This is a genomic window from Microbacterium sp. Root280D1, assembly GCF_001428975.1.
Taxonomy (GTDB): Bacteria; Actinomycetota; Actinomycetes; order Actinomycetales; family Microbacteriaceae; genus Microbacterium.
Map to the genome: position 1 here is coordinate 230524 of NZ_LMJK01000002.1, position 15277 is coordinate 245800.

12 protein-coding genes are annotated in these 15277 nt (G+C 67.5%); 6 read left to right on the top strand and 6 right to left on the bottom strand.

Features of this window, described 5'->3' with window-relative positions:
* Positions 1–26 precede the first annotated feature (26 nt).
* Together ASE34_RS07195 and ASE34_RS07200 are read right to left on the bottom strand one after the other, a co-directional pair.
* Positions 27–800 (bottom strand): glycosyltransferase, encoded by a 774-nt coding sequence (locus ASE34_RS07195; RefSeq protein WP_056278162.1) that lies wholly within the window; start codon positions 798–800, stop codon positions 27–29.
* On the bottom strand, positions 793–2055 hold the full coding sequence (locus ASE34_RS07200) for a lipopolysaccharide biosynthesis protein (RefSeq protein WP_056278164.1): 1263 nt from the start codon (positions 2053–2055) through the stop codon (positions 793–795). Before ASE34_RS07200 ends, ASE34_RS07195 begins: the two co-directional genes overlap by 8 nt.
* Before the next feature lie 110 nt (positions 2056–2165).
* On the opposite strand from ASE34_RS07200, the gene ASE34_RS07205 reads away from it, so the two are divergent.
* Positions 2166–3167 carry a glycosyltransferase gene (locus tag ASE34_RS07205; protein WP_056278167.1) on the top strand — a complete coding sequence of 334 codons (1002 nt, stop codon included), beginning with the start codon at positions 2166–2168 and terminating at the stop codon, positions 3165–3167.
* 27 nt (positions 3168–3194) lie between these two features.
* Here ASE34_RS07205 and ASE34_RS07210 read toward each other — a convergent pair whose 3' ends face one another.
* The 4 genes from ASE34_RS07210 to ASE34_RS07225 are packed head-to-tail and all read right to left on the bottom strand — an operon-like array spanning position 3195 to position 7594.
* Positions 3195–4124: a glycosyltransferase gene (locus ASE34_RS07210; RefSeq protein WP_056278170.1), complete on the bottom strand. Its 930-nt coding sequence runs from the start codon at positions 4122–4124 to the stop codon at positions 3195–3197.
* Positions 4121–4519 carry a DUF2304 domain-containing protein gene (locus ASE34_RS07215; RefSeq protein ID WP_053095630.1) on the bottom strand — a complete coding sequence of 133 codons (399 nt, stop codon included), beginning with the start codon at positions 4517–4519 and terminating at the stop codon, positions 4121–4123. The genes ASE34_RS07210 and ASE34_RS07215 overlap by 4 nt, the downstream gene beginning before the upstream one ends.
* On the bottom strand, positions 4516–5271 hold the full coding sequence (locus tag ASE34_RS07220) for a glycosyltransferase family 2 protein (RefSeq protein ID WP_053095631.1): 756 nt from the start codon (positions 5269–5271) through the stop codon (positions 4516–4518). The genes ASE34_RS07215 and ASE34_RS07220 overlap by 4 nt, the downstream gene beginning before the upstream one ends.
* A gap of 37 nt (positions 5272–5308) precedes the next feature.
* Positions 5309–7594, bottom strand: a complete 2286-nt coding sequence (locus ASE34_RS07225; RefSeq protein WP_056278173.1) for a hypothetical protein — start codon at positions 7592–7594, stop codon at positions 5309–5311.
* Positions 7595–7698: 104 nt separating this feature from the next.
* On the opposite strand from ASE34_RS07225, the gene rfbA reads away from it, so the two are divergent.
* From rfbA to ASE34_RS07250, 5 genes are all read left to right on the top strand, one after another.
* Complete coding sequence (gene rfbA / locus ASE34_RS07230) at positions 7699–8568, top strand: glucose-1-phosphate thymidylyltransferase RfbA (RefSeq protein ID WP_053095633.1); 870 nt, start codon at positions 7699–7701, stop codon at positions 8566–8568.
* The gene (gene rfbB / locus ASE34_RS07235) at positions 8568–9566 is read left to right on the top strand and encodes a dTDP-glucose 4,6-dehydratase (protein WP_056278175.1); all 999 of its coding nucleotides are present in this window, start codon (positions 8568–8570) and stop codon (positions 9564–9566) included. The genes rfbA and rfbB overlap by 1 nt, the downstream gene beginning before the upstream one ends.
* Positions 9567–9570: 4 nt before the next feature.
* Entirely contained in the window at positions 9571–10986 is a 1416-nt protein-coding gene (gene rfbD, locus ASE34_RS07240) for a dTDP-4-dehydrorhamnose reductase (protein WP_056278177.1), read from the top strand.
* On the top strand, positions 10983–13127 hold the full coding sequence (locus tag ASE34_RS07245; RefSeq protein WP_082586553.1) for an acyltransferase family protein: 2145 nt from the start codon (positions 10983–10985) through the stop codon (positions 13125–13127). Before rfbD ends, ASE34_RS07245 begins: the two co-directional genes overlap by 4 nt.
* A 67-nt stretch (positions 13128–13194) precedes the next feature.
* Complete coding sequence (locus ASE34_RS07250) at positions 13195–15273, top strand: acyltransferase family protein (protein ID WP_056278184.1); 2079 nt, start codon at positions 13195–13197, stop codon at positions 15271–15273.
* The last annotated feature ends 4 nt before the right edge of the window (positions 15274–15277 follow it).

A 15277-nucleotide genomic window follows, 5' to 3' on the forward strand; every position in this document is an offset into this window, starting at 1 on the left:
GGCACGCAAAACTGCTCAGCCGCTGTCTACGGGGCTGAGCGGCCTCGGCTGAGTCGTCGTGCCTCGGCGACGCGACGGGATGCCTCGCGCCAGGCACGGAGAAGCATCCACCGCGACTGCAGAGCCTTGCGGAGACCCCGTGGCCTCGGTGCCGACGCATTGGCATCGTGCAGCCGACGTCGCAGAACCGGGCTCTGCACATGCGCGAGCACACGGGCCGTGTTGCCGACCGTCGCGATCCACAGGTCGTGGGACTCGACCAGGAACCCCGGGAAAGGCAGGATCAGCTCCGAGGCCTCACGTCGGATCGCCATCGCGCAGCCGTAGTAGGGGGCATCGCCGGCCAGCAGACGCAGCTCGTTCGCCAGGGATCCGCCCGAGGGCAGCGGAGCGAGGCGCCAGGGTCGTCCGGTGAGCGGCGAGCTCAGTGGCGAGTCGTCAGGGAGCAGCACCAGGTCGCCGGCGGCGATCGAGCGGTCGCGGAGTGCCTCGACCAACAGGTCGCGACGCCCGGGGACCCACTCATCGTCCTGGTCGGAGAGGAAGATGACGTCACGGTCCGCCAGCGACAGCGCACGCTCGAACGTCTTGACGTAACCGAGGTTCTTCGGGTTTCTGTACACGGTCACGCGCGCATCGCGGTATGTCTCGAGAAGGGCGACGGTGCCGTCGGTACTCGCGTCGTCGACGATGACGACCTGATCGTCCGGCCGCAGTCCCGCGAGGATCGAGTCGAGTTGCTCGCGCAGATACCCTGTGCCGTTGTACGTCGCCATGCATACGCACACGGTCTCAGTCATGTGCGACTCCTCGCTCAGACGGTGCCACGAGAGCGAAAGCCGCCCGCCTCTCCCGCAGCAGATGATGTGTTCCGGCCGACCCGACGACGGCGAGGATCACGAGCTCCGAGGCGGCGAGGCCGGCGATGATCCCGCTGAGACCCCACTGGGACGCCCAGATCATGAGCGGCACTCCGACGACAGCGGCGCCGAGGGTGCCGTAGAGCACGTAGCGGTTGAGGCCGGCCGGCACCAGGACGTTGCGGATGAAGGGGGTCGTCAGGCTCGTCAGCGCGAAGGTGGCGCCGAAGCCCAGGAACACGGTGATCTCGGGCGTCGCCGCCCGGCCGAACAGGAGCGTGGACAGCACAGGGCCGAGCAGAGCCAGCGCCGTACCGCCGAAGAGAGCGAGGGCTGTGTGGAGGCCGAATGCCACGAGATGGCGGCGCGCCCGGCCATGCGCATAAGACACTTCGAGCACCCACTTCTGCAGAGTGTTCGACAGCACGGTGACGGCGAAGAGGGCGATGCGGAAGAACTTGTCGGCGGAGGTCGCCTGACCGCTGGCCGTCGCGCCGAGGAGGCCCTGGGCGAGCGGGATGGGCGCAGAGGTGTAGGTTCCGCCGATCGTCTCGGCCGCGGCGACCGAGACGTTCGCGCGGTATGCGCGCAGGATGCGCCGCCCGGCGAACGGAGGCACGGGTCGTCGGTAGAGGCGGAGATTCAGAAGCAGCGGGCCGGTGAGAAAGCCGATCAGAGTGAGGACCGGATACCACAGCAGCTGCTCGGTGAGCAGGAGGAGCGGGATCGCGAGAGCGACGCTGAGGCTCACCGGCACGGTCTCGAACAGCAGGACGACCCGCGCATCCCCGACGCCGACTGCGTACCAGACGACGGTCATGGCCGCGGCAGTGGTCGCCAGCGTGACGAGGGCGGCGACAAGGCGGAACTCGGGGGGAACCAGGGCCGAGCTGAGGGCGGCACCGACGAGTCCCGCCGCGACGACGAGCAGTCCGCGGCACCAGAACGAATCACCGAAGAGCTGACGTCGGGCGTCGTCGTCGGCACTGAGCGCGATGCGCGCTCCGCCCGAGATGTTCCAGCCGAATCCCGCGACTATCGCGCAGACGGTTCCCACGGCCTGAGCCGTGCCCACGGAGCCCCACGCCGCCAGACCGAAGACGTTCGGGATGATCGGCAACAGGAACAGCGGCGCGATGAATGAGATCAGAGGAACGGCGCTGAAGCCCGCGAAGCGTGACAGCAGAACCTTCATCGATGGGACTCCTCGGACCATTGCGGCCCGACACCATTCCGGATGGCGCGGACGTGAACGCGTGCGACCCTAGACTACTTGAGTCGGCGTGAACGAGAGGTCAGGGTCCCATGGTTGGTGTCATCGTGCTCGCCGCCTACCGACCTTCCCGGGAACTCTTCACCCGCCAGCTCGCCTCGATTCGCGATCAGACGGTCACCGACTGGGAGTGCATCATCTCCGTCGACGGAGAACTGGAGACCGTCGAGGAGGTCGTCGCCGAGGTCGCGGCCGGGGACGAGCGCTTCCGCATCGTCGCGGACGGCAGACGCCTGGGTTTCTACCTGAACTTCGAGAGGGGTCTCGCAGCGGTGCCCGCCGAGACCGAGTGGGTGGCGCTGAGCGACCAGGACGACTTCTGGTATCCCGACAAGCTCGAGAAGCTGCTCCCGTACCTCTCGGATTCGGCGATCGTCTCCGGGCAGGCGCGTCTGGTGTCCCATCCCGGTGACGAGGTGCTCGGATTCACCGACCGCCGGCAGCTCGACCCGGCATCGACGATGATCGTGAATCAGTTCACCGGTTCGTTGTGCCTCTTCCGCCGAGACCTGCTGACGACGGCGCTGCCGTTTCCCCGCCTCTCCTCACACACGGTCGCGCACGATCACTGGCTCGCTGTCGTCGGGATGGCGCAGGGAGGCGGTCGCATCGTGGATGAGGTCGTGCAGGACTACGTGCAGCACTCCGCGAACGTGTTCGGTGACCCGAGCAGGCTGAGGCTCGGCCCGATCGCGACCCTGCGGAGAGCCTGGGGCAACGCCGTCACGTTCGCCGTGCGGTACGAGGGGGCGGCGTCACCGTCCGCGATGACGCGGATGCTGTTCTGGATCTATGTGGGGTGGCGCCAGCTCATGGCGCAGACGCTCCTGGAGCGTGATCCCCGCGCGGCACGCGCGATCGAGTTGGATCGGCTCTTCGGCTCGGGTCGGCGACTGCCGGTGACCCTGGGGATGTTGCGGAGGGTTCGCCGCGCGCGGGCCGTCCCGACGCCTTTCGTCATCGCCTATGTCGCGAGCTGGGCAGCGGGGTGGCTGATCCGGGGCCGGCGGCGCACCCCGACGGTGGCACGCTGAGCGGTCCGTTCGCAGATCTCGCGCCGGTCACACAGGGCGCGCGCGCCAGGTGACTCGAGCGGCGTCAGCGGCGAGTTCCGGGCTCATCCTGCCCAGGCGCTCAGCGCGTCCGTCACGGAACCCCGCGATGAGCAGCTTGCGCATGGTGGATCGGGGCCTGGACAGCATCCACGCGATGAGGAAGTACGCGTAGTCGGCTCGCGCGTCGCGACGCAGGCGCGCCCGGTGACGCGGATGCCGCCGTCCCACGACGATCCGATTCCTCGCCCTGTAGTAGTACCGGAACGGCGTGCTCAGCGTGAGGGTGGGAAGCACCGCTCCGAGCGGGCCGGGTACCCGGTAGCGTGCACCCAGGCGGTGGGGCAGGCGGAGGCCGGGGGCGACGATGCACGGAAGGTCGGCATCCAGGCAGCGGATCTCGAAGTCCGTATCCACGAGGTCGATGAAGAGGGCTTCGTCCATCAGCCCGACCCGTTCGAGCACCTCTGACGGAAGATACATGCCCGACTGGATCGCGTGGGCGGCGTGGACCACTCCCTGCGGCGTCGATGACCCGGCCTGGGAGACGTCTGCGAAGAACTCCGGAACCACGGGGCCCGCGGGAACGCCGTGCGCGCGCGCATGCTCGTGCGCGGCGCCCAGAGCGGCGACGAAGCCGGGGGCGATGGTCGAGTCCTGGTCGAATGTCACGACCGCGCTCGCGCCGTGTTCGATGGCGCAGCGGATGCCGTGATTCAGTGCCGCACCGATGCCGCGGTTGCTCTCCAACGTGATCACCTGCGCACCCGTCGATGCGATGTCCGCGCGGATCACGTCGAACTCTGCACCGCTGCCGTCATCGACAACGATGATGCCGGTGACTTGCGGAGCGAGATCTCCCAGAAGCGGAGGCACCTGTGCCGGGCGATGCACGGTGACGACGCCCCAGACATCGGCGCTCGGGGCTCCGGACGTCATGCCGGGGGAGCGCTGTCGGCGTCGCGGCCGCGGTGCTGAGCCTCCAGAGCGGCGATGCGGCGATCCAACCGGTCGATCTCCGCGCGCGACAGCGCCGCTTCCTCCGCGACGCGGCGGATCTCGTCCTCTGCCTGGGAGAGCTCCCAGGAGAGGTGCAGCGCGACTCCCAGGAGCAGGGTGATCGCGAGAGCGAACAGCAGGTTCGCCGGCACTTGCACACCGAGCAGCGATGTCGCCCAGAGCAGGAGCTGGGGGAAGATCCCGAGCAGCAGGACGCTCAGCGCGATGACGATCCACATCACCGCGTACTTCTCGCGAAGACGTCGCGTCAGCAGCATCCAGAAGACCAGGGCGAGGATGACGAGAGCGAGAGCGATCCCGACGATGACGATCATCGTGCGACCTCCGGTTCGCCCACGGATGTGGACCGACTCGTCGAACCGGGTCGTCGCAGCATCGCCAGGCCGAGGGTGAACACCGAACGCAGCAGGTAGATCGATGCTCCGATCGGGCCCTGACTCGGGGTGCCGTGCACGCGCGGCCGCATGGCCACCGGCACCTGCGTCACCGTCAATCCGGCGTGGCACGCTGCGACGAGGGAGTCGATGGTGTCGCCGAGGTACTCGGCGGGGTAATAGCGGACGTACTGTTCGATGGCTCTGCTGTTGGCAGCGCGGAAGCCGCTCGTCACGTCTGTCAGACGGGTCTTCGCGACCCGGGACACGGTCTTGGCCAGGAACACCATCGCCCAGTGACGCGGGCCGCGAACCGAATAGTCGCCGACGTCCGCGAAACGTGCGCCGATCGAGATATCCGCCGTGTCGAGGCCGTCGAGGACTCGGGCGATGTCGACGGGGTTGTGCTGGCCGTCGGCGTCGACCTGGATGGCCCGGGTGTAGCCGTGGCGCTTCGCGTAGGTGAAGCCGGTGCGCATCGCTCCGCCGACGCCGAGGTTGAAGGGGAGGGAGATGACCGTGGCGCCGGCCTCTCGCGCGACCGCGCTCGTGTCATCGGTCGATCCGTCGTCGACGACGAGCAGATCGAAGTCGGCGCTCGCTGCCCGGATCTCGTGCACGGTGCGTCCGACGTTGCGGGCCTCGTTCCATGCGGGGACGATCACGAGGACACGGTCCGACGACAAGCTCATAGTTCACCGATCCTATCCGATCGGCCGAACGCGACGATCACGTGATCGGAGCGCCCATGGCGTAGTCGGCCTTGAAGGCGGGGGCGAGCTGGAGCACTGCGGGTGCACGCCCTCCACCGAGCCGGAGGAGAACCCCGATCGACGTCACATGTCGGAGCTTGCCGTTCTCGTAGAAGTAGATCTCCGGCGCGCCGGTGAACTGCACGAAGTCGGTTCCGCTGGTCAGCAGAGGGGATCCCACCTTGTATCGCGACAGCTGATCACCCGGGAGCACGTATTCGCGCGGCGCGGTTCCCCCGTTCAGCTGGAGCAGGGTCTTGATGCTGCGGACGTGACGCAATGTCCCGTTCTCGTATCGGTAGATCTCCTCGCGCCCGGTGAAGCGCACGAACGACTTCTCGGGCAGGTTCGCCGCACCGGTGCCGAACCATTCGACGGTGGCCGGTGACCAGGGCAGCACCTTCAACGGCCTGGACCCGTTGAGGGCCAGCAGGTCGGCAGGGGACGGCACATGACGCAGCGTGCCGCCCGAGACGACGTAGATCTCCGGGGCTCCCTGCGGCTGGATGAACAGAGGTGCGGAGACCGTGGTCTTCGAGCGGGGCATCGCGCCGCATTCCCCGCTGCCCAGCGTGGTCGGCTTGATGCCGCCATACTGCGTGCCCGACACCGGATGGAGCTTGCCGCCCGCGGCGATCAGAGTGCTGCTGCCGCACGAGACGACGGGGGTGAGCGTCGAACCGACTCTCGTGTTGGCTGCGACCGAGCTGCTCGGCACCACGGTGATGCCGGCAGCGCCGAACTCACGGGCGAGGGCGGTGCTCGGTACGCGCAGCAGGCGGTCGCCGAGAAGCGTGAGGAACACATCCTGTGTTCCCGCGGCGCGGATCAGGCTGTTCGCCTTGATGACGAGGAGCCCGTTGCCGATCGATGCGGCCGCGGACGGCTTCATCGACGCGACGTACCCGGATGTTCCTTTGGAGACCTCGAGCCAGGTCTGCTGGTTGGCCACATGCCTGCGCAGACCGCCCTGGTAGAGGTAGACCTCGGGGTCCGCCCCCGAGCGGAAGAACGAACCGACAGGGGCACCCTCGGAGAATCGGTCCGCAGTGGTGCCCGTGAGGTTGACGTACGAGCTGAACGCGTATCCGAACAGGGCGACTTGAGCCGCGTCGACGAAGCGATGGCGGGTGCCGTCCGGTTCCAGGAGGTACAGCGTCCCGGTGCGAGGGTCGTGCACGTACCGCGTGACCGGCTTGCCCTCGGGCATCGGGTCGAGGTACGCCGCGGCCACGGACACGGCACCGCCGAGCCTCGACCGCAGTGCGGCGAGGTCCTCGGCAGCGACGACATGGTGGCGGACACCGGACTGCACGAGGTAGATCTCCGCGCGACCCGGCACCTGCGCGAGGGTGGCCGGAGCGGCGCCCGTCGTCTGAGTGCTGCCGAACCAATCGGTGAAGAGCTGGTAGAAGTTGCGATTGCCGTAGCTGGAGCATCCGTCCCCGGTGCCGTATCCGGCGTTGAGCGCCGCCCGATTCGGCTGGTAGGGCGTGTAGTAGTACAGAGCGGCGGTCGCCTTGTTCTCGACCCTGACCGGGGCGGACCCGCAGGCCCGGTTGGGGTGGTAGAGGATGTTCCAGGTCTTCCCCGGCGCGTAGTACGTGAACCAGCGTCCCTCGGCGTAGATCTGCATCTGCCGGGCGGCGCCGTAGATCTGGTAGAAGAAGCCTGCGTAGGCCGGATCGCACGGCGCAGTGTCCGGGCACCCCTGGCCGAGGGCCATGTCGAAGCGCCAGGTGCTCGGCCACGTGTGCGTGACGAGGCTCTGCTCCTTCTCGAGCATGACGATGAGCACCCGCGGGTTGATGCCGCAGGACTGTGCGACCCGCGCGATGATCGTCGCCGCCGACTCGTTCGGCGCTCCGGAGTATCCGCGGCAGTAGCTGTCCGCAGGACGGTTCGGTGTGTTCTGGCGGTAGTCCTTGAGGCAGACGTACCCGCCTCGGCACGAAGCCACCTTCCCACGGAAGAACGAGTCGATCTGGCCGGCGGACATGGTGTCGCTCTGGAAGAACACGCCATCGGAGATGATGTTCCCCGGCTTGAACTGCGCGAGGTTCGCGGTGTCCCGGATGGATGCGTCCGCGGAACCCGTCACTGCGGTCGAGGATGTCAGCGTGGCCCCTGCAGCCGACAGAGCGCCGGAGGAGGAGGGCGCGACGGCGTTGGCCGGCGTCGCCACGAGCAGGGATGCGGCGAAGACGACAGCCGCTGCACTGGCGATGAGGCCGAGCAGGTGGGGGGATTTTGAGCCGGTCACCTGCTCATTGTGACGGAAATGCACAGACGATGCCAGTGTGAACGATGTGACGCAAGTAAATCGTGCCTGTCTGAGTCCCAGCTGGGATGTGGCACGATATGGGGGTGAAAGGCATAATTCTCGCTGGTGGCTCAGGAACCCGACTGCATCCGATCACGATCGGCATCTCGAAGCAGCTGATTCCCGTGTACGACAAGCCGATGGTCTACTACCCGCTGTCGACGCTGATGCTGGCCGGGATCCGAGACATCCTGATCATCACCACGCCTCACGACGCCGAGCAGTTCGAGCGGCTTCTCGGAGACGGCTCGCAGTTCGGAGTGAACCTCACCTTCGCACAGCAGCCCTCGCCGGACGGCCTGGCACAGGCCTTCGTGATCGGAGCGGACTTCATCGGCGACGACAAGGTCGCGCTCGTGCTCGGTGACAACCTGCTCTACGGCCCGGGGCTCGGAACGCAGCTCAAGCGCTACACCGATGTCGAGGGCGGCGCCGTGTTCGCCTACTGGGTGGCGGAGCCCAACGCCTACGGAGTGGTCGAGTTCGATGCCGACGGTCGTGCCGTCTCGCTCGAGGAGAAGCCGGAGCACCCCAAGAGCAACTACGCCGTACCTGGACTCTATTTCTACGACAACGACGTCGTCGAGATCGCTCGCGCCCTCGAGCCCAGCGCTCGCGGCGAGTACGAGATCACCGACATCAACCGCGCCTATCTCGAACGAGGCGCGCTCCAGGTGGAGGTGCTCCCGCGCGGAACAGCGTGGCTCGACACCGGGACTTTCGACCAGATGTCGGATGCCGGCGACTACGTGCGCACCATGGAGCGCCGCACGGGTCTGCGCATCGGCGTCCCCGAGGAGGTCGCCTGGCGTCAGGGCTTCCTCACCGACGATGACCTGCGCGAGCGGGCCACGAAGCTCGTGAAGTCCGGATACGGCACCTACCTGCTCGAGACCCTGGAAAGAGGTCGTTGATGTCGAACATCCTCGTCACCGGAGGCGCCGGTTTCATCGGCTCGAACTTCGTCCACTACGCGGTGGAGAACACCGATCACACAGTCACGGTGCTCGACGCGCTGACCTATGCCGGAAACCGGGCGTCGCTCGAGGGGCTCCCCGAGGACCGGGTGCGATTCGTGCACGGTGACATCACCGATGCCGAGCTCGTCGACGGGCTCACCGCAGAAGCGGACGCCGTGGTGCACTACGCGGCGGAGTCGCACAACGACAACTCGCTGCACAGTCCTCGTCCCTTCCTGGACACGAACATCATCGGCACGTACACGCTGCTGGAAGCGGCGCGTCGGCACGAGACGCGGTTCCACCACATCTCGACCGACGAGGTGTACGGCGACCTCGAACTCGACGACCCCGAGCGGTTCACCGAGCAGACGCCGTACAACCCGTCGTCGCCGTACTCGTCGACAAAGGCCGGCAGCGACCTGCTCGTGCGCGCGTGGGTCCGCTCGTTCGGCGTCCAGGCGACGATCTCGAACTGCTCCAACAACTACGGCCCCTATCAGCACGTCGAGAAGTTCATCCCTCGGCAGATCACCAATGTCATCCGCGGTATCCGGCCGAAGCTGTACGGTGCCGGGGAGAACGTCCGGGACTGGATCCACGCGAACGATCACTCGTCCGCCGTGCTCACGATCCTGGAGAAGGGTCGGATCGGCGAGACCTATCTGATCGGCGCCGACGGGGAGCGGAACAACAAGGACGTCGTCGAGCTCATCCTCGAGGAGATGGGCCAGCCGCGAGACGCGTACGACCACGTCACGGACCGCGCAGGTCACGATCTGCGGTACGCGATCGACTCCACCAAGCTCCGCACCGAGCTGGGCTGGAAGCCGGAGTTCGCCGACTTCGAGTCCGGACTCGCCGCGACCATCGCCTGGTACCGCGACAACGAATCGTGGTGGGCGCCGTCCAAGGACCAGACCGAGGCGTTCTACGCGTCGAAGGGACAGTGACCCGGTGAGCGAGATCGACTTCGGAAAGCCTCTGAGTCGCACCGAGACGACGATTCCCGGGCTCGAGATCTTCGATCTGCCCGTGCACGGCGACTCGCGCGGATGGTTCAAGGAGAACTGGCAGCGCGAGAAGATGACCGCACTGGGCCTCGCCGATTTCGGTCCGGTGCAGAACAACGTCTCCTTCAACGACGCCGTCGGCACGACTCGCGGGATCCACGCCGAGCCGTGGGACAAGTGGGTGTCGATCGCGACCGGTCGGATCTTCGGGGCCTGGGTCGACCTGCGAGAAGGCCCGACATTCGGAGCGGTCTTCACGGCGGAGCTGGATCCCTCGAAGGCGATCTTCGTGCCTCGCGGCGTCGGCAACTCCTACCAGACCCTCGAGCCTGACACCGCGTACACCTACCTCGTGAACGATCACTGGTCGCCGGACGCCTCGTACTCGTTCCTGAATCTCGCTGACGAGACCGTCGCGATCGAGTGGCCCATCCCGCTCGCCGAGGCCGAGGTGTCTGCGAAGGACCTCGCACACCCGCGTCTCGCGGATGTCGAGCCGGTCGCCCCGAAGAAGACCCTCGTCATCGGCTCGGGCGGGCAGCTGGGAACCGCGCTGCGAGCCGAGTTCGAAGGCGTCGGCAGCGTCGAATGGACGACGCGCGCGGATTTCGATCTCGGATCGACGACTCTGACCGACGCGCGACGGTGGCGCGACTACGACACGATCATCAACGCCGCCGCGTACACGGCCGTGGATCGTGCGGAGACGCCCGAGGGCAGGCGGGATGCGTGGGCGGTCAACGCCGCCGGACCGGCAGCTCTCGCTCGCATCGCTGCGGAGCACGGCATCACCCTCGTGCATGTGTCGAGTGACTACGTCTTCGACGGAACCGCCGAGCGACCGTACACGGAGGACGACGTCGTGTGTCCACTCGGCGTCTACGGCCAGTCGAAGGCGGCGGGCGATCTCGCCGTCTCCACAGCCCCTCGTCACTACATCGTCCGCACCTCGTGGGTGATCGGGAGTGGTGGGAACTTCGTGCGCACCATGGCGTCGCTGGCCGCGAAGGGAGTCGACCCGAAGGTCGTCGACGACCAGCGGGGGAGACTCACGTTCGCGGCCGAGATCGCGCGCCTCATCCGCACCCTCGTCGAGACCCGCCCGCCGTTCGGCGTCTACAACCTGACATCCGAGGGCGAGAGCGTCACCTGGGCCGACGTCGCCCGCCGTGTGTTCGAACTCGTCGGCGAGGATCCGGCGCGGGTCACGGGTGTGTCGACTGACGCGTACTTCGCCGCGGCGACGTCGCCCGTCGCTCCGCGCCCCACGAACAGCGTCCTCGACCTGACCCGGGTGCAGAGCATCGGCTTCACCCCTCGCGTGGGAGACGAACTCCTCAGGGAGTATCTCGCGTCGTGAGCGTGTCGTTGCGGAGCGCAGACGCTCCGACCGCGGCGCCGAAGGCGCGGGTGTTCCGAACCGACATCCAAGCACTTCGCGCCGTGGCCATCGGCCTGGTGGTGCTCAATCACCTCTGGCCGATGCGCCTGCCCGGCGGCTACGTCGGAGTCGATGTGTTCTTCGTGATCTCCGGCTTCCTCATCACGGGGCACCTGGTGGGCGAGATGACACGGACCGGGGGAGTGCGCCTCGGTGCGTTCTACGCCCGACGGATCCGGCGCCTGCTTCCGGCGGCGCTGCTCGTCCTCGCGGTGTCGCTCGTGCTTCTCGTGCTGTTCCTTCCCTACCCTCGCTGGGAGCGGGGCGCCTGGGAGGTCGCAGCGAGCGCGGGGTACGTCGAGAACTGGTTCCTGGCATCGATGTCGGTCAACTACTCGGCGCTCAATGATGCGGCGAGCGTGGTCCAGCACTATTGGTCGCTGTCGGTCGAAGAGCAGTTCTACATCGTCTGGCCCGTGCTGCTGGTGGCCGCGCTGGCCGTGTCGCGGCGCACCGGACGACCGGACACGCGACGCGGAGTGAGAGCGCGGACGGCCACGGCGCTGATCGCGGTCGTCGCGCTGGTGGGGGTCGCCTCCTTCGTCGCCAGCGTCGTCTACACGACCATGGCTCCGCCTCAGGCGTACTTCGCGACGTTCACGCGCGGATGGGAGTTCGCGATCGGCGGGGCGGTCGCGCTGCTCGGCAGTCGAATCCCGCTCGGACGCGCCGCGGCCGACATCGTCAGCCTGCTCGGGTTCGGCCTCATCGTCGTCGCCGCCTTCGCCTATGATCATGCGACTTCTTTCCCCGGGTACGCCGCACTGGTGCCGGTTCTCGGCACCGCAGCGGTGATCCTCGCCGGAAACTCGCACGCCGCTCTCTGGCATGCGAAGGTGACCGCACTGAGACCTGTGCAGTGGATCGGCGGAGTCTCGTACTCGCTCTATCTCTGGCACTGGCCGCTCATCGTCGTCGCCCCGTTCGTCATCGGTGGCGAAGCGAGCACTCTCTCGAAGATCGCGGTTCTGGCCATCTCGCTGGTGTTGGCCGTGCTCACGAAGAGGTTCGTCGAAGACGCCGGACAGACCTGGGGATATTGGCGCGGCTCCTCGCGCCGCGCGTTCGGGCTCATGGTCGCGGGGATGCTCGTCATCGCGGCGCTCGTGGCGGCGGTCCTTGCCGCATATGCGGCGAGGGTCGAGGCGGACAGCCCACCGGACGACCTCGCCGCGTCGACGTGCGAAGGGCCTTCGGCGCTCGCACCGGGGGCCGAGTGCGACGACCCTTTCGGGGCTGCGGACTATTCGGTGATGACCAAGAAGAACGAGTACTTCTACACGCCTGCGGAGTGCGGCGAGTTCCTGCCGATTCTCACGTATGGGGACCTCAAGACCACCCACGAGTGCGATTTCTCGCGAGGCGAAGAGGATCCGACGAGGGTATGGCTCATCGGGGACTCCCATGCGCAGCAGTGGCAGGGAGCTGTGTTCGACATCGCAGAGGAGCACGGCTGGATCGTCGACACGAGTTTCTACGGCGGGTGTCCCGCAGCCGACGTCGAGTTCATCGGGTTCCGCAGCGCGTGGGGTGCCGCCGACGTCGAGAGGTGCCGCGAGTGGTCGAGCGACCTCGCCGACACCGTCGCCGAAGAGGATCCGGACCTCGTCATCACCGCGATGGCGTCGCGGCTCCAGCTGGTGGACGACGGCAGCGACCGGCCGCAGGTCGATCAGATGTCGGACGGACTGCTCGATTACTGGGCGCGGTGGAGCGAGGAGGGGATCAAGGTGCTCGCGCTGGCGGATCCTCCGTTCAACGCTGAGGTCAGAAGCCCCGACTGCGTGCTGCACAATGCCGAGGACCCGAAGTCCTGCGCGCGCCCTCGAGCCGAGGCGCACCCGGTCGACCCGGTGGTCGTGGCGGGCGCTAAGGCAGAGTCACCGTCGATCAGCGTGCTGGATCTGACCGACCGATTCTGCGACGCGACATCGTGCTACGCCGTGGTCGGCGGCATCCCCGTCTACTACGACGCGGATCATCTCAATCTCGAATACGCCAGACTGCTGGGAACCGAGATCGACGCGGCGGCCGAGCGACTGCTCGCAACGGGCGGATAGGCTGGCAGAGGCAGACGGTCGACCCGAGACGACTGCGGCGACACCCCTCGCCGATACGCCGCCCCTCATGAAAACGACGCACCCGACACCGCTTCCTCCGACCGCGCCTGTCGCCGGGGATCCGCTCACCCGCCGCGCGGACATCGACGGTCTGCGCGCGCTCGCCATCCTGCTGGTCGTGGCGTACCACGTGTGGCTGGGGCGCGTCTCGGGCGGCGTCGACGTGTTCCTGATGGTCTCCGCCTTCTTCCTCACCGCGTCGTTCGTGCGACGAGTCGGGTCGGAGCGTCCGCTCGCGCTCGCGTCCTTCTGGTTGCGCCGCTTCCGGCGGCTGCTGCCCGCCGCGGCCGTGACGATCGTCGGCGTCCTCGGCGTCGCGTTCGCGGCGTATCCGCAGACCGAGTGGCCGCGCGTCTGGCGTGAGGCCTGGTCGAGTCTCTTCTACGTCGAGAACTGGACGCTGGCCCTGTCGGAGGTCGACTACTACGCTCGCGACTCCGCGACCCCGAGTCCGTTCCAGCACTTCTGGTCGCTGTCGGTCCAAGGACAGGTCTTCATCCTGTGGCCGCTCATCATCGCCGCGGTCTGGCTGATCCTCCGTCGTCGGCGCCACCTCGTCATCCCCGCACTCGCCGTCGTCTTCGGGACGATCTTCGTCGCCTCGCTTGCATTCTCGGTCGTCGAGACGATGCGCGCCCAGTCCTTCGCCTATTTCGACACCCGCACGCGACTGTGGGAGTTCGCGGCCGGCTCGCTCGTCGCGATCGCTCTCCCGCATGTCCGCGTCCGACCGTCGATCGCCGCACTCCTCGGTTGGGTCGGGATCGTCGGCATCGTCATGTGCGGAATCGTGCTCGACGTGCAGGGCGGATTCCCCGGGTATCTCGCTCTGTGGCCGGTGATCTGCACGGCGCTCGTCATCGTCGCCGGGCGCGACCGCCCGCGTGGCGGCCCCGCGATGATCCTCGAGTCGGCGCCGCTGCGATTCGTCTCCCATGACGCGTACGCGCTCTACCTCGTCCACTGGCCGGTCCTCGTGACCTGGATGATGGTGAGCGGCAGGTCCGAGCCGGGATGGCTGGCCGGCGCCGGTATCGTCCTGGTCTCGTTCGTGCTGGCGCGGATCGTGTCGACGCTCGTGGAGCGCCCGATCCGCGACGCCGCGTTCTTCGATGGCTCCCGTCGTCTCGGCGTCCTCGCACTCGCGGCCTCGGTCCTGCTGGTCGCCGCACCCCTCGCCGCCTGGCAGCTCACGATCCAGCATCGTGCGGCGGCGCTGATGGACAGCGACAGCGGCGGGTATCCGGGTGCCGCCCAGATCGACTCGCCGATCGATCTCGCCGTCACCGACCTCCCGCTGATGCCGCCGGCCACGGCGCTCGATGACGAGTGGGTGGACCTGAACGGCAGCTGCGCGGGAGACCTCGAACCTGTGGAGCCTGCGCTGGCAGGCAGCTGCGCCCAGACCGCGGCAGCGGAGGACTCCGACGCCTGGCGAGTGCTCGTGATGGGGGATTCGCACGCACAGCAGCTCATGTCGCCTCTCGCCGTTCTCGCCGATCAGCAGGGATGGGGCCTCGTCGCTCTGCTGAAGGGAGGGTGCGCCATCGGCATCGGAGCTCCGACCTGGTCGGCGGCGGGTACACCCTGCGACGAATGGCGCGCCGCGGCGATCGAGTATGCGATGAGGGTCCAGCCGGATGCGGTCTACCTGGTCGCGACCCGGGCGACGCCCTCGTCTCCCGAGGTTCTCGTCGAGGGGATCCGCGAGATCGCGGAGGAGCTCACGGCGAACGGCATCCAGGTGATCGCCGTGCGCGACAATCCTCGCTTCGATTTCGACATGTACGAGTGCGTGTCGGAGGATTCGGAGGTCGTTCCGGGTGCCGACGCCGCATCGTGCGACGTGCCCGAACTCGCCTTCGTCGACGGAGAGGATTTCGACGATCTCACGGCGGCTGACGGGGTGATCGCGGTGGACTTCCGACCCTGGCTGTGTCCTGAGGGCGTGTGCAGGGGCTCGATCGGCAACGTCGCCGTCTACATCGACGACAATCACCTCTCCGACTCGTATGGGCGCACGCTCGCCCCGATGCTCCAGCAGATGCTGGACGTGGGAGGGCCTCTCGGCACCGAGGCGGGCTGACAGG